The organism is Streptomyces sp. JLBG701 (assembly GCF_058544905.1).
In genome coordinates this window covers 9,437,215-9,458,794 of record NZ_CM178588.1, presented here as the reverse complement: position 1 = coordinate 9,458,794, position 21,580 = coordinate 9,437,215, and the positions used below count along the sequence as shown (strand labels likewise).

Here is a 21,580-nt window from a genome sequence, read left to right as displayed (position 1 = left end):
AGAACGTAACCGCGCGGCAATACTGCGAGCAAGATGTGAGACGTGATTGTTTACAATACTTGGAACACTTCCAGGAGTTGTCGGCCGCCAGGGTTCAGACGTTGAGCACGGATCGTTCTACCGCACGCGCGAGCCAGTCGGCCGTGTAGGGGCGGTGGTGTGCCGGCAGGTTCGCGCAGCCGTGGTTGCCCTCGTCCAGGGCGAGGAGTTCCACGGGTCCCGCGGCCTCCGCCACCAGGCGGCCAGCGTCCTGCCAGGGGAAGAGGCGGTCGCGTTTACCGGTGACGACGAGGAGCGGGCAGGTGATCGACTTCGCGTGGCCGGCCAGGGTGAGGGAGCGGGCGGCACGGGCCGCCGCTCCCTCGTCCAGTACGTGCGAGCGGTGCCGGAAGGCCGCGCGGGTGAGGGGCGGCAGCAGTTCCCAGGCCGCCCCGAAGTCGTAGGGTCCGGCCAGGGCCACACAGGCCCGCACCCGCTCGTCACCGGCGGCCACCCGGGGCGCGTAGTAGCCGCCGAGGCTGACGCCCCAGACGGCGATCCGGCTTCCGTCGACTCCCGGTTGCGCGGCGAGCACGTCGATGAGGGCGCGGCCCGGCTCCTCCCAGGCGGCGGTGATCGGCAGGTCGTACTCGGCCTCGCCCTGCCCGGGTCCGTCCACGGCGAAGGTGGCCAACCCCCGGTCCAGGAAGGTGCGTTCGGTGGTGCGGAACTCCTCTTTGGTGGAGTCGAGTCCGGGGATCATCAGCACGGTCGGGTGGGGGCCGGGGCCGGTAGGCAGGCGGAGTACGCCCACCAGGATCCCGCCCTCGTAGGGGATCTCGATCCGGCGTCCGGGCGGGTCGAGGTGCGGGAGGGCGTCGTTCAGGCAGCGGACGGCGGCGCGGTGCGCGTCGCGTGCCTCGTCCAGGTCGTCGAAGTACAGGAACTTCCCGAAGTGGTAGTAGAGGGCGGCCCTGGCGAGGTGTTCGCCGGCCGAACGGGTCCGGCCTTCGGTGAGGGCGTCGCGGCCGAGCCGTTCGTGCCCGGCCGCCGACTTCGACCAGGCCGCGCACCACTGCCCCCAGCGCTCCAGGCCCCCGGTGACCTCCTGGAAGTCGGAGACGATCACGCCGTTGGTGGTGAAGCGCGGGGCCCAGTTGGCGAGGGCGGAGGCGATGCGGGCGTCTGTCGTGTCGGGCACGGTCACTGTCCTCCTGTGGTCGGGGCGCCCAGATAGAGCTGCCCGATGTCGGGGTTCGCGGCGATCTCGGCGGCCTTGCCGGTGAGCCGGACGCGGCCGCCTTCCATGACGACGCCGTGGGTGGCGAGGCCGAGCCCGATCCGTACGTTCTGCTCGACGAGCAGCACGGTGGCCCCGGCGAGATGGATGCGCTCGATGAGTTCGGCGACCGCCGCGAGGCTCCTGGGATCCAGGCCGAGGGACGGCTCGTCCATCATCACGACCTTCGGCTGCAGCATCAGACAGCGGCCGATCTCGACCATGCGGCGCTGTCCGCCGGAGAGGTTCCCGGCCGGTTCCGAGGCCCGCTCGCGCACGAGCGGGACGAGTTCCTCGACGGCGGCGCGCCGGGCGTGGAGCAGGGCACGGTCCTTGCGGATGAGATAGCCGCCCATCAGAACGTTCTCGGCGACGGTCATCTTGGGGAACAGGGCCTGGGACTGGGGCACTTGGACGACGCCGTGGCGCAGTATGTCGCGCGGGGTCAGGCCGGAAAGACGGACGCCGTTGAGGAGGACTTCGCCGCTGCGCGGGGTCAGCAGGCCTGAAATCACCCGCAACACCGTGGACTTGCCGGCGCCGTTGGGCCCGATGACGCACGTGACCGTGGACGGCGGGCAGGTCAGGGACACCTTGTGCAGGACGTCGCCGCCGCCGTATCCCGCCACCACACCGTCGAGGATCAGCACGGTCCGACCGCCTTCCGCTCCCCCAGGTACGCCTCCAGGACCGCCGGATCGTCCCGGATCTTCCCCGGTGGCCCTTCGGCGATCACCCTGCCCTGCGAGAACACGACCACCGGGTCGCACAGATCCAGTACGAGCGGGATGTTGTGCTCGACGAGCAGGAACGTGACGCCCTGGTCGGCGAGTTGGCGGATGATGCCCTTGAGGTGCTCGACCAGGGCCGGGTTGATGCCTCCGGCGGGTTCGTCGAGGAGGATCAGCCGGGTGTCCAGCATCAGGATCTGGGCGAGTTCGACGAGCTTCTGCTGCCCGTACGACAGTGAGCCCGCGGGTTCCTCCGCGAACCGGCCCAGGCCCATGAAGTCGAGGAGTTCGCGGGCCCGTTCGGCCTCGGCACCGGTCACTCCACCTCGTACGGCCGTACGCCAGCGCCCGTCGGGCAGCGGCGCGACGACGTTCTCCAGGACGCTCATGCCGTGGAAGAGCCTGGTCGTCTGGAAGGTGCGGCCCAGACCGAGGTGGCAGCGCCGCCAGGGCGGCATACGGTCGATCCGGCGCCCTTCGAAGGCGATCTCCCCGGCGTCGGCCCGCAGCGTGCCGGTCACGAGGTTGAACAGGGTGGTCTTTCCCGAGCCGTTGGGCCCGATCAGACCGGTGATCGTGCCACGCCGTACGACGAGATCGGCGCCGTCCACCGCGACCAGTCCCCCGAAACTCTTCGACACCCCGCTCACCCGCAGGAGTTCGGACGGCCCGGTCCCCTTCGCGGTCACCGTGGGCGGCAGCCGACCCAGCGCCCCCTCCTGGTCGGTGTACTCGACGGGACGCGGACGCCGGGCCCGCCACCAGCCGGCCGCGCCCGGCAGCAGCCCCTGCGGCAGGAACAGCACGACCGCGGTGAGCAGGCCCCCGAAGAGCAGCAGCCTGCTGCTCGACCCGCCCCCGTACACGGTCGCCGCCTCGCTGCCGATCGCCACGACGAACGCGCCAAGGACCGGCCCGTACAGGCTTCCGCGGCCGCCGAGGAGGGCGGCCAGGACCACCATGACGCTCGACAGCACGGCGAACATGGTGGTGGGGCTGATGTACGAGAGGAAGTAGCCGTAGACACCGCCCGCGACGCCGGTGAAGAAGGCGCCGGAGGCGAAGGCCGTCACCTTGTAGCGGGTCGTGGGGATGCCGATGGCTGCGGCCTTGCCCTCGTCCTCGCGGATGGCGACCAGGCCGGCGCCGAGCTTGCGGGTCCGTACCCAGGCGCTGAAGGCGACCGTCACGATCAGCAGGGCGAGGAAGAGGTAGTAGAAGGGCCGGTTGCCGGTCTCGCGGGACCAGGGCGGGAGCGCGAACGCCAACCCCTGGTTTCCGTGGGTGAGTTGGGGCAGGTTCGTCGCGAGGACCTGCAAGGTCAGCAGCAGCGCGATGGTGACGATGACGAACGCGGCGCCTCGTGAGCGCAGGACCACCGCGCCGATCGCCACCGCGATCCCGGCGGCGAGGATCCCGCCGAGAGGTGCGCCCAACAGCGGGTCGATGTCGAGGCGTTCGGCGGTGATGCCGCCGGCGTAGGCGCCCGCGCCGAGGAATGCGCTGTGGCCGAGGGAGATGTAACCGGCGTATCCGGAAAGGATGTTCCAGCTGACGGCCTGGACGGCGAGGAGCAGGCAGAGGGTGGCGACCGTGAGGTGGTAGGCGGTGCCGATGCCCGACACGGGATAGACGGCCAGGGCTGCCACGGCGGCGGCGATCGCGAGGAGGGGTTTCATGTGACCGCGTCCTCCCGGAGCCGGGCCCCGAACAGTCCCTGCGGCCGGACGATCAGCACCGCCATGATGACGCCGTAGAAGACCAGGACGGACCACTGCGGGGAGATGTACACCGAGGTCAGCGACTCGGCGAGGCCGAGGATCAGTGCGCCGGTGAGGGCTCCGGGGAGGCTGCCGAGTCCGCCGAGGACGATGATGCCGAGGATGCGGGCGATCCATTCGTAGTGCGAGGCCGGGAAGAACGGCACGAGCACCGACAGCACCGAGCCGCCCATGCCGGCGCTCGCCGTGCCGAGCGCGAAGGTCAGCGTCGCGGTGGGCACGGCGCTCACCCCGATCAGGGCCGCGCCGGACGGGTTCTGCGCCCAGGCGCGGATCGCGCGGCCGGTCCAGGTGCGGTTCAGTACGGCGTAGAAGGTCGCCAGGACGGCGAGCGCGGCCAGGAAGCCGTACAGCGGGGCCTTGGGGATGGAGATCGGGCCGAGTGAGTACGACTCGTCGAAGTAGGCGGGGGTGGCGGAGCGGTAGCGGTTGCCCGCTGTGACGTTCAGCAGGCCCTCGATGAGCAGGGCCACGCCGAACATCAGCAGGACCGACATGGATGGCGGAGCCGAGCGGAGGCGGGCCCCGACCAGGCGGTAGAAGGCCCAGCCGAGGCCGAACATCAGCGGAGTCGTCAGGGCGGCCAGCGCGATCGGGTCGATGCCGGTCCCCCGCCACACCCACCACGTCACGAAGGCCGACAGGACGAGGAAGGCGCCCTGGGCGACGTTGATGACGCGCATCACGCCGAAGATCAGGGTGAGGCCCGAAGCCATCAGCGCGTACACACCGCCGATCAGCAGCCCCAGGACGAGCGTCTGGACGAGCTCCGCCATCGCCGTCTCACTGCCAGTCCGGCTTCGGGTACACGGCCCGGTCCACGGTCGCCGCGTCGGCCGGCGAGACGATCTCCACCTTGCCGCCCTGCCACTGGGCGAGCAGGAAGCTGCCGAGCGGCGCCCCGCGCTTGTCCCACTTCAGCGGGCCGAGGATGGTCTCCACCTCGTTGGCGTGCAGCCACTGGGCGACCTTGTCCTGGTCGGTGCCCTTCGCGCCCTCGATGCCGGCCCGGAGCACCTGGGCCGCGGCGAAGGCGTCGGCGGCGTCCTCGGCCGGGACGCCGCCCTTGTGCTTCTTCGCGTACGCCGCCACGAACTCCTTGTTGAGCGGGGTGGGCGCGCTCTCGTGCCAGCTGACCGAGTAGAACACGCCCTCCGTGTTCGCCATGCCGACGCCGTTGCTGTACTGGCTCGCGTTGCTCGGCGCGGACATCTGGAACAGCGCCTTGGGCGAGAACCGCTGCTGTTTGAGGGCCCGTACGAGCCCGACGCCGTCTTGGAACACCGCACCGTGCGCGAGGAGTTCGGGCTTCTTGCCCGCGATGGCGGCGGCGACGGGCTGCATATTGGTGGTCTCGGCCGGATAGACGCTGGTGTAGACGGTCTTGATGCCCAGGTCCTCCAGCAGTTCCTGCAGCCGCTCGATGACCGGCCGGGTGAACGGGTCGTCCTGGGTCGTGTAGGCCGCCGAGACCGGACGCTCGGCCTCCGGCAGGGACTTCACCCAGTCCACGAACGTGTTCGCCTGGTCGGCGGAGAGCGCGGGCTGCGCGAAGAAGAGCTTCCCGAAGCCGCGCTCGAAGATGTTCTCGGCGCCGCCCGCGGGCTCCACGAAGACCATGCCCTGCCGCTCGGCGACCGCGGACGCAGGGTAGTTGAGCAGCGAGGAGAAGGTGCCGAGCAGGAAGTCCACCCGGTCCTGGGTGATCAGCCGCGTGTAGTCGGCGACCACCGTGTCCTGGCTGCTGGCGTCGTCGGTGATCTTCAACTCGACCTGGCGGCCCAGGATTCCGCCGTCGGCGTTGACCATCTCCCGCCAGATCCGGTAGCCCCGCTCGGCCTCCTGCCCCGGCTGCGAGAACTGCCCGGTCAGCGGCAGGGAGGCCCCGATGAGCAGATCGCCGCGGGAATCCCCCGTGGAACCGTCCTCCGAACAGCCGGCCAGCGCGAGCCCCAGTCCAAGTCCCAGTCCGGCGGCGGCGAACTCCCTCCGGGTGAGCCCGTTCGTACCCCTCATGGCGACTCCAGCCCGTCCATCGCGTGTCTCTAGTCCATGCTCTTGGCGATCGTGTCGACGATCCGGTCCACGCTCGGCAGCGCCGCGTCCTCCAGCGAGTCGGCGGCGGGCAGCGGGACATGGGGGGTGGTGATCCGTACGAGCGGCCCGTCCAGGCTGGTGAAGCCCTCCTCGGCGCAGAGCGACACCACCTCGGCTCCCCAGCCGCACAGCCGCGGATTCTCCTCTACGGTGAACAGCCGCCCGGTCCGCCCCAGCGCCTCCAACACGGCCCGCACATCCAGCGGTACCAGGCTGCGCAGATCGAGTACGGCGGAGTCGATGCCCTGCTCCCGGGCAAGCCGCTCGGCGGCGTCCAGCGCACGCGGCACCATCAGCCCCAGCGCGACGATCACACAGTCCCCGCCCGTACGCCGCACTACGGCGGAGCCCAGCGTGTCGGTGATCTCACCGTCCGGGACCTCGCCCCGAACCGGGTAAAGCCCTTTGGCCTCAAGGAAGATGACAGGATCCGGGTCGCGTACGGCGGCGGCGAGCAGCCCCACGACATCCCTCGGCGTGGACGGTACGACGACCTTGAGCCCCGGCACCGCCATCACCCAGTTGGCCACGTCCTGCGAGTGCTGCGCGCCGAAGCGCAGCCCACCGCCGTTGGCGGCACGCACGACGAGCGGCAGGGAGAGCTGACCACCCGCCATGTAGCGGGACTTGGCGATCTGGTTGGCGAGCAGGTCCCAGCCGACGCCGAAGAAGTCGCTGAACATGATCTCGGCGACCGGCCGCAGCCCGGTCATCGCGGCGCCCATCGCCGCGCCCAGGATGGCCTGTTCGGAGATCGGCGTGTCCCGTACCCGCTGCGGCCCGAACTCGTCGAGCAGCCCGGCGGTCGTCTTGAACACCCCGCCGGCCGCGGCGACGTCCTCGCCGAGCAGGACGACCCGTTCGTCGCGACGCATCTCCTGCGCGAGGCCGCGTGCGACGGCGTCCCGGTAGGTCAGTTGCGCCATGCCGCACCTCCGTCGGCCCACAAGTCCCGCTCCACCAGGGCCGGTTCGGGCAGCGGCCCGTCCTCGGCGGCCTTCGCCGCCTCGTCGACCTCGCGAGCGGCGGCGTCGTCGATTCCGGCGAGGGTGTCCTCGCCGACCTCCGCCGCGAGCAGCTTCGCGCGGTACGCCGGGATCGGGTCGCGGGCGAGCCAGGCCTCGACCTCCTTCTTCGGGCGGTACGTCCCCGGATCGGCCCGCGAATGGCCGCCCTGCCGGTAGGTGTCGGCCTCGATGAGGCTCGGCCCGCCGCCACCGCGCGCCCGGCCCACCGCGTCGCGCGCGGTCTCGTACACCGCGTCGACGTCGTTGCCGTCGACGACGACGCCTTCCAGGCCGTACGCGGCGGCCCGGTCGGCGGCCGGCCGCTCGACGGCGGTCACGGCGGTGATCGGCGTGTACTCCATGTACTGGTTGTTCTCGCAGACGTACACGACCGGCAGCTGCCATACGGCGGCGAGGTTCAACGCCTCATGGAACGCACCGATGTTGGTGGTCCCGTCGCCGAAGAAACAGACCGTGACCTGCTCGGTACCGCGCAGTTGGGCCGACCAGGCGGCGCCGGCCGCGATGGGAAGGTGGGCGCCGACGATGGCGTAACTGCCCATCATTCCGTGCTCGGTGCTGGTCAGGTGCATGCTGCCGCCCTTGCCGGACATGAGCCCGTTGGCGCGGCCCATCAGCTCGGCGAGGATCGCCGTCATGGGGGCGCCGCGGGCGAGGGTGTGGGCGTGGCCTCGGTAGGTGGCGAAGGTGAGGTCGTCGGGGCGCATGGCGGCGGCGAATCCGGCGGCGACGGCTTCCTGGCCGGTGGAGAGATGGCTGGTGCCCTTGACGAGGCCGCGCAGGAAGAGGTCGTAGGCCCGCTTCTCCATGGCGCGCATGCGCACCATCTGGCGGTAGAGGTCGAGCCGTACGTCCACGGGTGCGAGGGGTGCTGCGGGTGCCACGGGTGCCTCCCTCAGTAGCGGTTGGCGACGAAGAGTTCCTGGGCGGGGAAGAGGGTGAGCACCCGGGCGCCGTCGGCGGTGACCAGGACCTCCTCCTCGATACGGGCGGCCGAGTAGCCGTCGGTGGCGGGGCAGTAGGTCTCCAGGGCGAAGACCATGCCCTCGTGGATCTCCTCCGGGTGCTCCAGGGAGTTCAGCCGGCTGATGATCGGGCGTTCGTGCAGGCCGAGTCCGAGGCCGTGCCCGAACTGCAGCCCGAAGCAGTCCATTTCGGTGGCGAAGCCGAAGTCCTGGGCGCGGGGCCAGGCGCGGGCGATGACGTCGGTGGTCACGCCGGGTTTGACCAGGGCGATGGCCGCGTCGATCCACTCGCGGGCGCGGCGGTGGGCGGCGCGCTGCGGGGCGGTGGACGAACCGACGTTCAGGGTGCGGTAGTAGCAGGTGCGGTAGCCGTTGTAGGACTGGATGATGTCGAAGAAGCAGGTGTCGCCGGGGCGGATCAGCCGGTCGGTGAAGTTGTGCGGATGCGGGTTGCAGCGTTCCCCGGAGACCGCGTTGATCGCCTCGACGTCGTCGGAGCCGTGCTCGTAGAGGTACTTGTTGGCGAGCGCCACGATGTCGTTCTCGCGCACGCCGGGTTTGAGGGCCTCGGCGATGGCCTGGTAGCAGCCGTCGACCATGGCGGCGGACTGGGTGAGCAGCAGGATCTCGTCCGGGTTCTTCAACTGCCGTGCGTCCAGCATGACTTGCTGGCAGTCGGCGACGCGCAGTCCGGCCTGCTGGAGCGCGAAGAGGAACGGCGGTTCTACGATGTCCACGCCGACGGGGGCGTCCTCCACCCCGGCGGCGCGGAGCAGGTCGCGGATCTCGGCGACGGCCCGGTCGAAGAGGCCGGCCTCGGGTCGTACGGCACCGCGCAGGCCGAGCATGCCGGCCCGGCAGTTCTCGGGCTTCAACCAGGGTGCGTACAGCTGGTGGTGGCGTGCGGCGGAGCCGAAGTCCCAGAGGAACGGCTCGCCTTCGCGGGTGAGCAGGGCATAGCGGGTCATCTTGTCGCGGGACCACTCGCCGATGACCGTGCCGGTGAGGTAGCGGATGTTGTTGACGTCGAAGAGCAGCAACGCGCCGAGCCCACTGGCGTCCAGGGCGGCGCGTACGCGCTCCAGACGGTAGGCGCGCAGCCGGTCGAAGTCGACGCGGGACTCGAAGTCGACGGCGGAGTGACCTGGTGCGCCGGCCGGGTGATGGGGTGCGCCGGCGGTCGTCATTGCTCGGCCTCCAGAGTCAGGCCCGAGGAACGGGCGACTTCGGCGAGCAGCACCGCGAAGTCGACGGGCCCGTCCTGCCCCTGGGCCTGTACGGCGCCCTGCACCAGCTGGTGGACGAGCGCGGCGACCGGCATGCTCACGCCGCTCCCGCGAGCGGCGGCCAGGCCCAACTCGAAGTCCTTCCGGAGGAGTTGGGGAGTGAAGGTGGGGGTGAAGTCGAGCCGGGTGAGGGCGGGCGTCTTGTAGCGGGTGAATACGGACCCGAGCACAGACGAGTTGACGAAGGCCAGGAAGTCCGAGCGCCGTACCCCGCCCTTCTCGGCCAGCACGGTGATCTCCGCGAGGGACTGGATGACCGCGCCCAGGAACAGATTGTGGGCGATCTTCACCAGCCGGGCCTCCTCACCCTCCCCGACATGGGTCGCCGCGCCGCAGATCGCGGCCAGCAGCGGCCGTACGGCGTCGTACGCCTCCTCGGGCCCCGAGACGACGAACGCCGCCGTGCCCGCCTCGACCGCCGAGGGGTTGCCGCTGACGGGGGCGGCGAGCATCCGTGCGCCCGCCTTGACCGTCGCCGCGCGCACTTGGAGGGAGGTTTCCTGCGAGACCGTGGAGCAGTCGACGAGGATGCCCGGAACCGTCTCCTGGCTGAGCAGGCCATGCTCGCCGAGGGCCACCTCGATCAGCGCGGCGTCGGCGGCGACCATGGTGAACACCACGTCGTGGTGGGCGAGTTCGGCGACCGATCCGACAACGCCGGCCCCATGCTCGCGCAGCGCCTCGGCCTTGGCGCCGGTGCGGTTGTGGACGGTGACGTCGTAACCGGCGGCGAGCAGTCGCCGGACCATCGCGCCGCCCATGCGGCCGGTTCCGATCCAGCCGACACGAGGTTCTGCCGGGCTCTTCGGGGTGGTCGGAGTGGTCGAGGTCGTCATCGTGGGGTCCCTCCGCTGTCGTACGCAGGGCAAACGATGGGTGTGACAAGGGGTGTTGAGTGCTCCATGACCCGGATCTAAGCTCGGGATTCATGGACGACAATCGTTTGTCTTCAGGCTCAGGACACTATGAACGCGTCGACAGCCCGTCAAGGGGCGGCGCACGGTGAGCGTCACGCTGGCCGATGTGGCGCGCGAGGCGCGCGTCCACCCCGGAACCGCCTCCAAGGCGCTCAACCCGGCGACACGCCACCGGGTGGCCCCGGACACCGTCCGCCGAGTCGTCCGGGCCGCGGAGACACTCGGCTACGAGCCCAACTCCCTTGCCCGCGGCCTGCGCACCAGCCGCTCACGCACGATCGGCGTACTGATCCCCGACCTGGCCAACCCGTTGTTCCCCCCGATCGTGCGCGGCATCGAAGAGGTCCTGCGCGCCGCCGACCACCTGGCCCTGCTCACCGACACCGACAACGACCCCGAGCTGGAGGAGCGGCTCGTCTCGATGCTCCAGGGCCGCCGCAGCGACGGCTTCATCGTCGCCACCGCGCGCCGGGAACACCCCTTGCTGGACCGCCTGGCCGACGCGGACACCCCGCTCGTCCTCCTCAACCGCATCACCGACAGCCCCCGCCACTCCAGCGTGACCGGCGACGACGCGACGGGCGTACGGGACGCCGTACGCCACCTCACCGAGCTGGGCCACCGACGCATCGCCCATCTCGCGGGCCCCCAGGACCTGTCCACCGGCCATCTGCGCCACCGAGCTTTCCTGGACGCGGTGGACCAACTGGGCCTGGACCGCCGCGACTGCCCGGTGGTGACGGGCAGCAGCTACTCCACGGAGGCGGGCCGCTCCGCCGCCCATACGGCACTGAACCTGCGCCCCCGCCCCACGGCTGTCCTCGCCGGAAACGACCTGATGGCCCTAGGCGTCCTCGACGCCCTCACCGAGTCGGGCCTCGACTGCCCCCGCGACCTGTCCGTCATCGGCTTCAACGACATGCCGATGCTCGACCGCATGGCCACCCCCCTGACCACGATCCGCACCCCGCAGCACGAGATAGGGGCGGAGGCGGCCCGCCTGATGCTCCGCGTCCTGGGCGGCCTGCCGGAGCCTCTGCATATCCGGCTCAGTTGCCGGTTGGTGGTGCGGGGGTCTACGGCTGCCGTAGGGCGGGCGGGATGACACCCTCCGCCGGCTGCAGGGTCACCCTGGCGCCGCCCGGGCCCGCCGGACCGAACCCCGGTACGGCTGGACCCGCCCGAAGGGCTCAGCCGTGTGCGGCGAACCGTACGAACGACGTCCAGCCGTCACGCCCGACCGCGAAGTGAGGGCGTGCAACGTCCTTGGAGTCCCGTACGCAGATGGCCTGTTCGGTGACGGCGACCTCCACACAGTCGTCACCCTGGGTGCCGCTGTAGCTGGACTTGAACCAGGCGAGTTCCGTCGTGCTCATAGCTCTCCTCGCAGTCGCTCCAACAGACCCCGCGAGTCTTGGGGGTTCAGGGCCTGCGAGCGCAGTGTGTCATAGGCCTGGTAGAGGAGGCTCACCTGTTTCGCGTCGCTGATCAGGCGCCCGTTCTGCTGTCCTTCCGAGTACGCGAGCCGCCGACGCTCCGGCGTCTCCAGAAGCCGCACAGGGCCGTCCAGGCACGCGTGGAACTCGGCGTCCAGCGGCATGATCTGAAGCGTCACGTTGCGCGGGGCCGTGAGTTCCAGCACATGATCGAGCAAGCGTCGCGTCACCTCGGTTCCACCGAGCCGCCGCCGGAAGATGTGCTCCTCCACGATGAAGCTGAACGGGACGTTCGGCCTCTCGCGCAACAGTTTCTGGCGTTCCAGTCGAGCAGCGACCTGGGCCTCCAACTGGTCGTCCGACAACGGCGGAACGCTGTTCCCGAACACCGCCCGCGCATACCCCTCCGACTGCAACAACCCTGGCACCAACCGGCATTCATACGTGCACAGGCTCACCGCGATCCTCTCCAGCCGCGCCCACCGCCGGAACCACGCCGCCAGCCCCACGTCCCCTCGCGTCAGGAACTTCGCCGACTTCCGCAGCGCCCCCGTGTTCCCCGTCGCCTCCTCCCCCAGCTCCACGAAGGACTCGTCCGGCATCCGCCGCCCCAACTCCACGGACTCCACCGTGTGCTTGGAGAACCGGACCCGGTCCCCGAACTCCGCGCGGCTGAGCCCGGCGTGTTCACGCAGGGCCTGGACGACGGCCCCGAAGGTCCGCAGACTGTCGGAGGGGTCGGGCTCCCGCTCCACCTCACCGGCCGTCAGGTCATCGTCGTCCATGCTCTCCGTGCCGTCGTTCATACGCGGCCACCTCCAGGTGCGTACGTGCGCTGTTCCCCGCGATCGACTCACCCAGAGTGACGGCAAGATCGGCGTACCGTCTACAGAATGTCCCCGTACGCTGACGCACCGTACGGACTGCATCCCCGGAAGACGCACCCACGCGCCCGCCACGGTTGCCCCATGAACGCCCCCACGCCCCAAATCCCGGTTACCGTACACACTTTCGCCCAGCAACTCTCCTCCACCCACCGCGGCGCCCGCCTCGCCCGACTCCCCACCGTCGAGCGGCTCCAGGCCCGGCAGGTGTCACCCGCCGTCACCGAACGGGCCGTGCAAATCGTCGCCGAACGCGGCGCGGGACAGCACGACCGTCCCGGCCCCGCCGCCACGTCCTCCGCAGGCTTCGGGCCGCTTCGCCAGTTCACCCTGGCGGGGGTCTCGCGGTCACCGGCAACGGCCGGAACAACAGAACTCCCCACCGGACAACGGATTTTCCTGTTCCGCCTCTTGACGTGGACACGCTTCTCGGCTGCCATGTGATGGATTTCTTTGGAAAATGATCCCTTCTCCGCACGGAAGGCCCCATGTCAAACAAGATCGCACGGAGATGGCCCAGACGCATCGCCGCACAGGTCCTCGGCCTCGCCCTCACCCTCGCCGGTCTGGCCACCCTCGACCGGCAGACACCGTCGGTCCCCCTGTCCCCTGATCCGGCCGCCGTCAGCACCAACCAGATCGGCGTCACACCGCCGCCGTTGGGCTGGGCTTCCTGGAACAGCTTCGCCAGCAGCATCGACTACAACACCATCAAGGCCCAGGCCGACGCCCTGGTCTCCTCCGGCATGGCCGCCGCCGGCTACAAGTACGTCAACCTCGACGACGGCTGGTGGCAGGGCGCCCGCGACGCCAACGGCAACATCGTGGTGGACGAGAACCTGTGGCCCGGCGGCATGAAGGCGATGGCCGACTACATCCACAGCAAGGGTCTCAAGGCCGGCATCTACACCGACGCGGGCAAGCAGGGTTGCGGCTACTACTACCCCACCACCCGCCCCGCCGCCCCCAACACCGGTATGGAGGGCCACTATCAGCAGGACCTGGAGACCTTCCAGCGCTGGGGCTTCGACTATGTCAAGATCGACTTCTGCGGCGGCCGCGAAGAAGGCCTGAACCAGGAGGCGACGTACAAGGCGATCGCCGCCGCCCACGACGCCGCGAGCGCCGTCACCGGCCGCAGACTCGTCCTGTCCGTCTGCGAGTGGGGCACCGGCCTGACGTGGAACTGGGCAACGGGCACCGGCGACCTGTGGCGCACCAGCAACGACATCATCTTCTGGGGCCAGACCCCGGACACGGCCAAGATGCTCACCAACTTCGACCAGGCCATCCACCCCGCGGCCCAGCACACCGGGTACTACAACGACCCCGACATGCTGATGGTCGGCATGAACGGTCTGAGCGCGGCCCAGAACCGGTTGCACATGAGCCTGTGGGCGATATCCGGCGCCCCGATGCTGGCCGGCAACAACCTGGCCACGATGAGCACCACCACCCGCGACATCCTCACCCAGCCCGAAGTCCTCGCCATCGACCAGGACACGCGCGGCCTGCAGGGCGTCAAGGTCGCCGAGGACACCCGGAACCTGCAGGTGTACTCGAAGGTGCTCTCCGGCAGCGGAAAGCGCGCCGTGCTGCTGCTCAACCGCACCGGCTCCGCCGCCTCGATGACCGTCCGCTGGGCCGACCTCGGTCTGACCACCGCCTCCGCCTCCGTGCGCAACGCCTGGTCGCGCAGCGACGCCGGCTCCTTCGCCACCAGCTACTCCACGACCGTCCCGGCGAACGACGCCGTGCTGCTCACGGTCTCCGGCACCGAGGCGTCCGGTTCGACGTACGAGGACACCAGCACCGCCACCACGCCCACCTTCACCGGCGTCACCACCGGCGCCGCGGGCACCAAGCTGGTCGACGTCACCTACGCCAACGGCGGCAGCTCGGCCCGTAAGGCCACCATCCAGGTCAACGGCCAGTACAAGTACCAGGCGTCCTTCCCGCCGACCGGCTCCGCCACCACCTACCGGACCGTGTCCGTGCTGGCCCACATGGCCAAGGGAACGAACACCGTGACGTTCGCCGCCGTCTCCGGCAGCACCGCTCCCGACATCGACGCCATCCGCGTCCAGGGGGTCCCCGGCACCAACGGTGTCGCGCTCACCGGTGCCGCCTCGAACCGCTGCCTCGGCTTCGAGAAGAACACTGTCGCAGGTGGCAGCCAGGCCATCCTGTGGGACTGCTTCGGCGGGCGGAACGAGACCTTCACCCAGACCTCGCGCAGCGAGCTCGTCGTCTACGGCAACAAGTGCCTGGACGCCGACAACAACGGCACCACCAACGGCACCAAGGTCATCCTCTGGGACTGCACCAACGGCACGAACCAGAAGTGGACCGTCAACTCCAACGGCAGCATCACCAACAACCTGTCGGGCCTCTGCCTGGACGCCGACGGGGCCGCGACCGCGAACGGTACCAAGATGATCCTGTGGACCTGCAACGGCCAGACCAACCAGAGATGGACGCTCAACTGACCTCCGCCACGGTCTCGTAGCCCTCGCGGCAGGCATGAACCCGAGTGCGGGCAACCAGAGCCACCGGCTGCCCGCACTCGGCAGCAGCAACGACAACCGGCTGGCACAGAACCGGATCCACCGCACGCAAGTGCCCACCGTGCAACCATCGCCGCCGCTCAGGGGTTACCTGGTTACGCAGTACTGAGATGCGTGCTCAGCACGACCTGTACGGCGTCGGGCTGCTCCACGGCGAGATGGCCGGCGCGCAGTGGCCGGCACCATGGCGACCTGCTCCAGCATCGCCACCGCGTCCGCGACATTACGCCGGTGGTCGCGCGCCGGAGGGTGCGCGAAGACGCCATAGCCGCGGCGATCGTAGGCGATGACCCGGTGGCCGACCCCGCCGCCGCCTCGGCGCAGGAGCCGTGGATCAACAGCAGCGGCTCGCCGGAGCCGTACTCCTCATACGTCAGGTCGGCACCCTCGTACGAGAGGAACATCGGTGCCCCCGCTCACGGGCTTGAGAGTGGTGCCCTTCTCGGAATCCGCAACGAGGCCGCCGGGTCAACCTTGACCACGTTGTGCTCGGAGGCGAGGGCGCAGGTCGCGAACGCGGACTGGCCGAAGAGCACGCCGTGGACGCCGGCGCCCTAGTGGTCGAGCACGCCGGGCGGGAGTACCGGCTACACCGCCTCGCCGAGCCGCGGGTCGTCCAGGTGGAGGGGTGCGAGAGTGAGGGGGGGGCGCCCTTGGTTTCGGTCAGCGCGGCTGTGGCGGCGACCGACAGTCCTCATGGACCGCGAGGAGATCCGCAGCGTCGTGGAGAGCGTCGGCGGCCTACTGGCCCTCCTGCGCCGAGCCGACCCAGGCCACAAGGTGGAGCTCTACCGCCAACTCGGACTGCGCTTGACGTACGACCACGAAACACGACTGGTGCCGGCCGAAGCTCGGCCGGCACCAGTCGTGTGCGCTGAGTACGTGTCCGAGGGGGGACTTGAACCCCCACGCCCGATAAAGGGCACTAGCACCTCAAGCTAGCGCGTCTGCCATTCCGCCACCCGGACTAGGTGTCTGCCGCCTGACCGGGGGTGTTCCCCGCGGCGACATGGACAACAATACCAAGCTTTCGGAGCGCCTTTCACCTGCATATCCGTCGCCCGGGAGGCGGTCCGCGGCACGATCGGGGCTCGTGACGACTGTATTCTGTATACTGTTGCCACCAATGGCCCCGGCTCGGAGGCGACATGGAAGATCTGGATCCCGCGGTGGTGCTGGGTATGGCCGCCCAGGCACCCGACGGCATAGTGATCATCGACGGCGAGGGACTCATCCGCTATTGGAACCGGGGTGCGGAGCGCATCTTCGGGTTCTCGGCGGACGACGTGGCCGGTCGCAGTCTGGACGTGATCATCCCCGAGAAGCACCGGAAGCGTCACTGGGACGGCTTCGAGGAGGCAATGGACCGAGGGTCCACCAAGTACGGGGAGGCGGACCTCCTGGCCGTTCCCGCACTGGCCGCGGACGGCCGCAAGCTGTCCATCGAGTTCAGCGTGATGCTGCTGCCGGCGCTCGACGGCGGCACGTACGTAGGAGCGGTCATCCGGGATGTCACCGCGCGACGCGAACGGGAGCGGGAGCTGATGCGGCGGCGGGCCGAGGCGACGGTCTGAGCCGCAGAGGACGACATGGAAGCGGCCGTGGCCTTCGGGCCACGGCCGCTTCCGTTTGCGTGGTCCGGGTCAGACGATGACCCCACTCTCCTTCAGCCTGCCGATGGTCTCCTCGTCGTAGCCCAGCTCGACCAGGACCTCGGAGCTGTGCTCGCCCAGCAGCGGGGCACCGGCGACCTCCGGCTTGAAGGACGAGAACTTCACCGGGCTGCCGACGGTCAGGTACGTGCCACGGCCCTTCTGCTCGACCTCGACGACGGTGCCGCTCTTGCGCAGGTCCTCGTCGTAGGCGATCTCCTTCATGCTCATCACCGGGGCGCAGGGCACCTCCCACTCACGCAGGATGTTCACCGCCTCGTACTTGGTCTTGTCCGCGAGCCACTTCTCGATCTCCGCGAAGATCTCGAAGATGTGCGACTGACGGGCGCGCGCGGTGGCGTACTCCGGGTCCTCGGCCCACTCGGGGTGGCCGATCGCCTCGGCGGTGCGCTTCCAGTTCTGCTCCTGGACGGTGAAGTAGATGTACGCGTTCGGGTCGGTCTCCCAGCCCTTGCACTTGAGCACCCAGCCGGGCTGGCCGCCGCCGCCCGCGTTGCCGCCGCGCGGCACCACGTCGGTGAACTCGCCGTTCGGGTACTGCGGGTACTCCTCCAGGTAGCCGACCCGCTCCAGGCGCTGCTGGTCGCGCAGCTTGACCCGGCAGAGGTTGAGCACGGCGTCCTGCATGGAGACGGAGACCTTCTGGCCCCTGCCGGTCTTGTTGCGGTCGATGATCGCGGTGAGGATGCCGATCGCCAGGTGCATACCGGTGTTGGTGTCGCCGAGAGCGGCGCCGGAGATGGTCGGCGGGCCGTCCCAGAAGCCGGTGGTGGAGGCGGCGCCGCCCGCGCACTGGGCGACGTTCTCGTAGACCTTGAGGTCGTTCCAGGAGGACTGGTCGTTGAAGCCCTTGACCGAGCCGAAGATCAGGCGCGGGTTGAGCTCCTGGATGCGCTCCCAGGAGAAGCCCATACGGTCCAGGGCGCCCGGGGCGAAGTTCTCCACCAGGACGTCGGCGTCCGTGATGAGCTTCTCCAGGACCTCCTTGCCCTCGGCGGTCTTGGTGTTGATGGCGAGGGAGCGCTTGTTGCTGTTGAGCATCGTGAAGTACAGCGCGTCCAGGTCCTCGATGTCCCGCAGCTGATTGCGGGTGACGTCACCACCGTTGGGGCGCTCCACCTTCAGGACGTCGGCGCCGAACCAGGCGAGCATCTGGGTGCATGCGGGACCGGCCTGTACCCCGGTGAAGTCGATCACCTTGATTCCGGCGAGCGGCTTTTCACTCATGTTGGCTTCCTTCTCGTGAATGAACGCGTGCGGGGAGGGAGTTGAGGGGTGAAGGCGCTTACTTCTTCGCCGCCGTGATGTTGCCGACGGTGATGCCCTTCGGGTTGAGGTGCGAGATGTGGCCGCTCTCGGTGCCGGCCGAGGGGTCGATCACGCAGTCGATGAGCGCCGGGCCGCCCGAGGCCAGTGCCTCGGTGAGGGCGGCGGTGACCTCGGCGGGCGTGGTCGCGCGGTAGCCCTTGCCGCCGAACGCCTCGATCATCAGGTCGTGGCGGGCGGCGAGCATCAGGGTCGTCGGGGACGGTGCGTCGTCGAGCGGGTTGACGTCGTCGCCGCGGTAGACACCGCCGTTGTTCATGATGATCGTGACGACGGGCAGCTTGTAGCGGCAGATCGTCTCCAGTTCCATGCCGCTGAACCCGAAGGCGCTGTCGCCCTCCACGGCCACGACCGGTGCACCGCTCTCGACGGCGGCGGCGATTGCGTATCCCATACCGATGCCCATGACGCCCCAGGTGCCGCTGTCGAGGCGGTGACGCGGTACGTGCATGTCGATGACGTTGCGCGCGATGTCCAGCGCGTTGGCGCCCTCGTTGACGAGGTACGTCTCGGGGCGTGTATGCAGTACATCGCGTACGGCCTTCAGGGCGCCCATGAACTGCATGGGGTGCGGGTCGGCCTCAAGGCGCTTCGCCATCTTGGCGACGTTCTGCGCCGAACGCGCGCCCAACTCCTCGCGCCAGGCGGCGGGGGCAGCGATCTGGCCGGGCTTGGTCCGCTCGGCGAGCGCGTCGAGCACCGACTCGATGTCACCGACGAGCGGGGCGGCGATGGGCTGGTTGCTGTCCATCTCCTTGGGCTCGATGTCCACCTGGATGAACTTCGCTTCGGGGTTCCACGACGGCCCCTCGCCATGGTTGAGCAGCCAGTTGAGGCGGGCGCCGACGAGCATCACGACGTCGGCCTTCTTCAGCGCCATCGAACGGGCGGTGGCCGCGGACTGCGGGTGGTCGTCGGGCAGCAGGCCCTTCGCCATCGACATCGGCACATACGGGATGCCCGTGGACTCGATGAACTCCCGGATCTTGGCGTCCGCCTGGGCGTACGCCGCTCCCTTGCCGAGGACCACCAGCGGCCGTTCGGCACTCGCCAGGAGCTCGATCGCGCGGTCCACCGCCTCGGGCGCGGGCAGTTGGCGCGGCGCCGGGTCGACGAGGCGGCTCAGCGTCTTGGCGCCGGCCTCGGCGGGCAGGATGGAGCCGAGCACCGCGGCGGGGATGTCGAGGTAGACACCGCCGGGGCGCCCGGAGATCGCGGTGCGCAGCGCGCGGGCGATACCGCGGCCGATGTCCTCCACCCGGCTCACCCGGTAGGCGGCCTTCACGAACGGCTGCGCGGCGGCGAGTTGGTCCATCTCCTCGTAGTCGCCCTGCTTGAGGTCGACGAGGTGGCGCTCGCTGGAGCCGGAGATCTGGACCATGGGGAAGCAGTTCGTGGTGGCGTTCGCCAGCGCGACCAGACCGTTGAGGAAGCCCGGTGCCGAGACCGTCAGCGCCACGCCCGGCTTCTTGGTGAGGTAGCCGGCGGCGGCGGCCGCGTGTCCGGCGTTGCTCTCGTGCCGGAAGCCGATGTAGCGGATGCCCTGTGCCTGGGCGAGGCGGGCCAGGTCGGTGATCGGGATGCCGACCACCCCGTAGATGGTGTCGACGTCGTTCATCTTGAGCGCGTCGACGACCAGGTGATACCCGTCGGTGAGCTCGGTCGGAACGTCGGCTGTTGCCGCGGTCTCCAGGGTCGAGGGGGCGGTCATGGTCCGAGGTCCTCCTTGGGCAGGTCCTGCCGTGCGGCTACTCCTCTCACCATCCGCAGCGCGCCTGCCCGCGTCCAAGACCCATCGGCGACCAGCTGATAAACAGCATCTATCGATGGCTGGTGGGAGCGCCGCAACTCCCTTGATAGACGGTTGCTATCGGGCGTTCGCCAGTACGTATTGGACGTGCCCCGTGCGCCACCGCAGGCTCGCAGAGGACGGCTTCGTCCGATTGGGCGCGAGGAGGTGGGGTCATGGCCGCTCCGGCGGCGGCATCCGTGCGCGACGCGAACCGGTACCGGCCTCCGACGGTCACGGGCCTCGTCGATCTTCTCGACCGACAGGTCCGCGAACGCCCGTACGCCCGTGCCCTCGTCGTCGGCAGAGACCGGGTGCACCTGTCCTACCGGGCGCTCGCAGTCCTCGCGGACGAGGTGGCGGTACGTCTCCATCGAACGGGGCTGCGTCGCGGTGACGCGGTCGGCCTGATCTGCGCCAACACCGCGGAGTTCGTCGTCGCGCTGCTCGGTGCGGCGCGCGCCGGTCTGGTGGTCGCTCCGCTGGACCCCGCACTGCCCGGGTCCCAACTCGCCGCGCGGCTGGAGGCGTTGGGCGCACGGGCGGTTCTCCTCGGACCGGACGCGACCGCTGCCCGGCTGCCCGTGCCGGCGTGGCCCCTACGGGTTGACGCCTCCAGCGCGGGCACGGCGGCGGTCGCACTGGAGCCGGATGTGTACGCCGCGCCCCAAGTCCAGGGTGCGTCAGGCGAATTGTCGAGCCGCGACGCCCTCGTCCTGTTCACGGCCGGCACCACCGACCGGGCGAAGATGGTCCCACTGACGCACGCCAACATCGCTGCTTCCCTCCAAACCATCTGCGCCACCTACGAGTTGGGCCCCGGTGACGCGACGGTCGCGGTGATGCCGTTCTTTCACGGCCACGGGCTGTTCGCGGCACTGCTGGCGTCTCTGGCCAGTGGGGGTTGTGTCCTGCTGCCCGCGCGGGGACGGTTCTCGGCGGGCACGTTCTGGGACGACATGCGGGCCGCCGCGGCCACCTGGTTCACCGCGGTCCCGACCATCCACGAGATCCTCCTGGACCGGTCCGAGAGGGAGTACCCGGGCCCGCAGACGCCGCCCCTGAAGTTCGTACGAAGTTGCAGCGCCCCCCTCAACACCGCCACGCAGCGGGCGCTGGAGCGCACGTTCGGCGCACCGCTGCTGTCCGCCTACGGCATGACCGAGTCCACCCATCAGGCGACCAGTGAGCCTCTGCCGCAGCGGGGAGCGCTGAAACAGGGGTCGGTCGGCCGGGCGACCGGGGTCGAGGTCCGGGTCGTGGACCGCAGTGGGCGTCCGTGTCCGGCGGGCGTCGAGGGCGAGGTGTGGGTGCACGGTCCCACCGTCGCCCGCGGCTATCTCGCCGCCCGGGACGAGACGTCGTACACCTTCGTCGACGGGTGGCTGCACACCGGTGACCTGGGCGCGTTGGACGAGGACGGCTACCTGTCCCTGACCGGTCGGATCAAGAACCTCATCAACCGGGGCGGCGAGAAGATCTCGCCCGAGTATGTCGAGGACATCCTCGCCGGTTGCCCGGGAGTCGCCGAGGCGGCCGTGTTCGCCGTACCAGACGCGACGTACGGGCAGCGGGTCGGCGCCGCCGTGGTGGTGCGCGAGGGCGAGAACATCGGGCTGGAGGAGATCCTCCAGTACTGCCGCGACCACCTGGCCGCCTTCGAGGTACCCGACCAACTGGAACTGACCGACGCTCTGCCGCACACCGCGAAGGGGGGCCTGGACCGGAAGGCCGTGCAGGTGCGATACGCGCAGTGACAGGGGGCAGGGGCATGGTCCTTAATTGCCGACGGTACGGCAGCGCCCCAAAGGGGCGCGGGGAACTGCGCGACCAGCCCCCACC

At 69.7% G+C, this 21,580-nt stretch carries 18 protein-coding genes and 1 tRNA gene; 5 read left to right on the top strand and 14 right to left on the bottom strand.

The window, feature by feature from the left end; all coding sequences use genetic code 11:
* Positions 1–94: 94 nt before the first annotated feature.
* The 9 genes from AC5DRG_RS43290 to AC5DRG_RS43250 are packed head-to-tail and all read right to left on the bottom strand — an operon-like array spanning position 95 to position 9,982.
* Positions 95–1,180: an alpha/beta hydrolase family protein gene (locus AC5DRG_RS43290; protein ID WP_491805341.1), complete on the bottom strand. Its 1,086-nt coding sequence runs from the start codon at positions 1,178–1,180 to the stop codon at positions 95–97.
* A 2-nt stretch (positions 1,181–1,182) separates the two neighbouring features.
* The gene (locus AC5DRG_RS43285; RefSeq protein WP_491805340.1) at positions 1,183–1,908 is read right to left on the bottom strand and encodes an ABC transporter ATP-binding protein; all 726 of its coding nucleotides are present in this window, start codon (positions 1,906–1,908) and stop codon (positions 1,183–1,185) included.
* Positions 1,902–3,668 (bottom strand): branched-chain amino acid ABC transporter ATP-binding protein/permease, encoded by a 1,767-nt coding sequence (locus tag AC5DRG_RS43280; RefSeq protein ID WP_491805339.1) that lies wholly within the window; start codon positions 3,666–3,668, stop codon positions 1,902–1,904. The genes AC5DRG_RS43285 and AC5DRG_RS43280 overlap by 7 nt, the downstream gene beginning before the upstream one ends.
* Positions 3,665–4,546 carry a branched-chain amino acid ABC transporter permease gene (locus tag AC5DRG_RS43275; protein WP_491805338.1) on the bottom strand — a complete coding sequence of 294 codons (882 nt, stop codon included), beginning with the start codon at positions 4,544–4,546 and terminating at the stop codon, positions 3,665–3,667. Before AC5DRG_RS43275 ends, AC5DRG_RS43280 begins: the two co-directional genes overlap by 4 nt.
* Before the next feature lie 7 nt (positions 4,547–4,553).
* Positions 4,554–5,786, bottom strand: a complete 1,233-nt coding sequence (locus AC5DRG_RS43270) for an amino acid ABC transporter substrate-binding protein (RefSeq protein WP_491805337.1) — start codon at positions 5,784–5,786, stop codon at positions 4,554–4,556.
* Between the two features lie 29 nt (positions 5,787–5,815).
* On the bottom strand, positions 5,816–6,793 hold the full coding sequence (locus AC5DRG_RS43265; protein ID WP_491805336.1) for an alpha-ketoacid dehydrogenase subunit beta: 978 nt from the start codon (positions 6,791–6,793) through the stop codon (positions 5,816–5,818).
* A complete protein-coding gene (locus AC5DRG_RS43260) occupies positions 6,781–7,779 on the bottom strand; it encodes a thiamine pyrophosphate-dependent dehydrogenase E1 component subunit alpha (RefSeq protein ID WP_491805335.1) in 999 nt (332 codons plus the stop codon). The genes AC5DRG_RS43265 and AC5DRG_RS43260 overlap by 13 nt, the downstream gene beginning before the upstream one ends.
* Positions 7,780–7,790: 11 nt before the next feature.
* Positions 7,791–9,047 carry a M24 family metallopeptidase gene (locus tag AC5DRG_RS43255; protein WP_491805334.1) on the bottom strand — a complete coding sequence of 419 codons (1,257 nt, stop codon included), beginning with the start codon at positions 9,045–9,047 and terminating at the stop codon, positions 7,791–7,793.
* Positions 9,044–9,982 (bottom strand): NAD(P)-dependent oxidoreductase, encoded by a 939-nt coding sequence (locus tag AC5DRG_RS43250; RefSeq protein WP_491805333.1) that lies wholly within the window; start codon positions 9,980–9,982, stop codon positions 9,044–9,046. The genes AC5DRG_RS43255 and AC5DRG_RS43250 overlap by 4 nt, the downstream gene beginning before the upstream one ends.
* A 166-nt stretch (positions 9,983–10,148) precedes the next feature.
* On the opposite strand from AC5DRG_RS43250, the gene AC5DRG_RS43245 reads away from it, so the two are divergent.
* Entirely contained in the window at positions 10,149–11,168 is a 1,020-nt protein-coding gene (locus tag AC5DRG_RS43245; RefSeq protein WP_491805332.1) for a LacI family DNA-binding transcriptional regulator, read from the top strand.
* Between the two features lie 85 nt (positions 11,169–11,253).
* On the opposite strand, the gene AC5DRG_RS43240 is transcribed toward AC5DRG_RS43245, so the two are convergent.
* Both AC5DRG_RS43240 and AC5DRG_RS43235 read right to left on the bottom strand, forming a co-directional pair.
* A complete protein-coding gene (locus AC5DRG_RS43240; RefSeq protein ID WP_491805331.1) occupies positions 11,254–11,439 on the bottom strand; it encodes a DUF397 domain-containing protein in 186 nt (61 codons plus the stop codon).
* A complete protein-coding gene (locus AC5DRG_RS43235) occupies positions 11,436–12,305 on the bottom strand; it encodes a helix-turn-helix domain-containing protein (protein WP_491805330.1) in 870 nt (289 codons plus the stop codon). The genes AC5DRG_RS43240 and AC5DRG_RS43235 overlap by 4 nt, the downstream gene beginning before the upstream one ends.
* Positions 12,306–12,467: 162 nt before the next feature.
* Here AC5DRG_RS43235 and AC5DRG_RS43230 point away from each other — a divergent pair, with 162 nt between their 5' ends.
* Both AC5DRG_RS43230 and AC5DRG_RS43225 read left to right on the top strand, forming a co-directional pair.
* Positions 12,468–12,827, top strand: a complete 360-nt coding sequence (locus AC5DRG_RS43230; protein ID WP_491805329.1) for a hypothetical protein — start codon at positions 12,468–12,470, stop codon at positions 12,825–12,827.
* 44 nt (positions 12,828–12,871) lie between these two features.
* Positions 12,872–14,872 (top strand): RICIN domain-containing protein, encoded by a 2,001-nt coding sequence (locus AC5DRG_RS43225; protein ID WP_491805328.1) that lies wholly within the window; start codon positions 12,872–12,874, stop codon positions 14,870–14,872.
* 961 nt (positions 14,873–15,833) lie between these two features.
* Here AC5DRG_RS43225 and AC5DRG_RS43220 read toward each other — a convergent pair.
* A tRNA-Leu gene (locus tag AC5DRG_RS43220) sits at positions 15,834–15,918 on the bottom strand.
* Positions 15,919–16,098: 180 nt separating this feature from the next.
* On the opposite strand from AC5DRG_RS43220, the gene AC5DRG_RS43215 reads away from it, so the two are divergent.
* Positions 16,099–16,524, top strand: coding sequence for a PAS domain S-box protein (locus AC5DRG_RS43215; RefSeq protein WP_491805327.1), 426 nt, complete (start codon positions 16,099–16,101; stop codon positions 16,522–16,524).
* A 69-nt stretch (positions 16,525–16,593) separates the two neighbouring features.
* Here AC5DRG_RS43215 and frc read toward each other — a convergent pair whose 3' ends face one another.
* Together frc and oxc are read right to left on the bottom strand one after the other, a co-directional pair.
* Positions 16,594–17,850, bottom strand: coding sequence for a formyl-CoA transferase (frc, locus tag AC5DRG_RS43210; RefSeq protein ID WP_491805326.1), 1,257 nt, complete (start codon positions 17,848–17,850; stop codon positions 16,594–16,596).
* A 58-nt stretch (positions 17,851–17,908) separates the two neighbouring features.
* Positions 17,909–19,660: an oxalyl-CoA decarboxylase gene (gene oxc, locus AC5DRG_RS43205; protein WP_491805325.1), complete on the bottom strand. Its 1,752-nt coding sequence runs from the start codon at positions 19,658–19,660 to the stop codon at positions 17,909–17,911.
* 254 nt (positions 19,661–19,914) lie between these two features.
* On the opposite strand from oxc, the gene AC5DRG_RS43200 reads away from it, so the two are divergent.
* On the top strand, positions 19,915–21,495 hold the full coding sequence (locus AC5DRG_RS43200; RefSeq protein WP_491805324.1) for a FadD7 family fatty acid--CoA ligase: 1,581 nt from the start codon (positions 19,915–19,917) through the stop codon (positions 21,493–21,495).
* The last annotated feature ends 85 nt before the right edge of the window (positions 21,496–21,580 follow it).

Coding starts and splice junctions, on each gene's coding strand:
- AC5DRG_RS43270 (WP_491805337.1), bottom strand. CDS start 5,786: ATGAGGGGTACGAACGGGCTCACCCGGAGGGAGTTCGCCGCCGCCGGA.
- AC5DRG_RS43200 (WP_491805324.1), top strand. CDS start 19,915: ATGGCCGCTCCGGCGGCGGCATCCGTGCGCGACGCGAACCGGTACCGG.
- AC5DRG_RS43280 (WP_491805339.1), bottom strand. CDS start 3,668: ATGAAACCCCTCCTCGCGATCGCCGCCGCCGTGGCAGCCCTGGCCGTC.
- AC5DRG_RS43230 (WP_491805329.1), top strand. CDS start 12,468: ATGAACGCCCCCACGCCCCAAATCCCGGTTACCGTACACACTTTCGCC.
- AC5DRG_RS43255 (WP_491805334.1), bottom strand. CDS start 9,047: ATGACGACCGCCGGCGCACCCCATCACCCGGCCGGCGCACCAGGTCAC.
- AC5DRG_RS43240 (WP_491805331.1), bottom strand. CDS start 11,439: ATGAGCACGACGGAACTCGCCTGGTTCAAGTCCAGCTACAGCGGCACC.
- frc (WP_491805326.1), bottom strand. CDS start 17,850: ATGAGTGAAAAGCCGCTCGCCGGAATCAAGGTGATCGACTTCACCGGG.
- AC5DRG_RS43275 (WP_491805338.1), bottom strand. CDS start 4,546: ATGGCGGAGCTCGTCCAGACGCTCGTCCTGGGGCTGCTGATCGGCGGT.
- oxc (WP_491805325.1), bottom strand. CDS start 19,660: ATGACCGCCCCCTCGACCCTGGAGACCGCGGCAACAGCCGACGTTCCG.
- AC5DRG_RS43225 (WP_491805328.1), top strand. CDS start 12,872: ATGTCAAACAAGATCGCACGGAGATGGCCCAGACGCATCGCCGCACAG.
- AC5DRG_RS43265 (WP_491805336.1), bottom strand. CDS start 6,793: ATGGCGCAACTGACCTACCGGGACGCCGTCGCACGCGGCCTCGCGCAG.
- AC5DRG_RS43250 (WP_491805333.1), bottom strand. CDS start 9,982: ATGACGACCTCGACCACTCCGACCACCCCGAAGAGCCCGGCAGAACCT.
- AC5DRG_RS43235 (WP_491805330.1), bottom strand. CDS start 12,305: ATGAACGACGGCACGGAGAGCATGGACGACGATGACCTGACGGCCGGT.
- AC5DRG_RS43215 (WP_491805327.1), top strand. CDS start 16,099: ATGGAAGATCTGGATCCCGCGGTGGTGCTGGGTATGGCCGCCCAGGCA.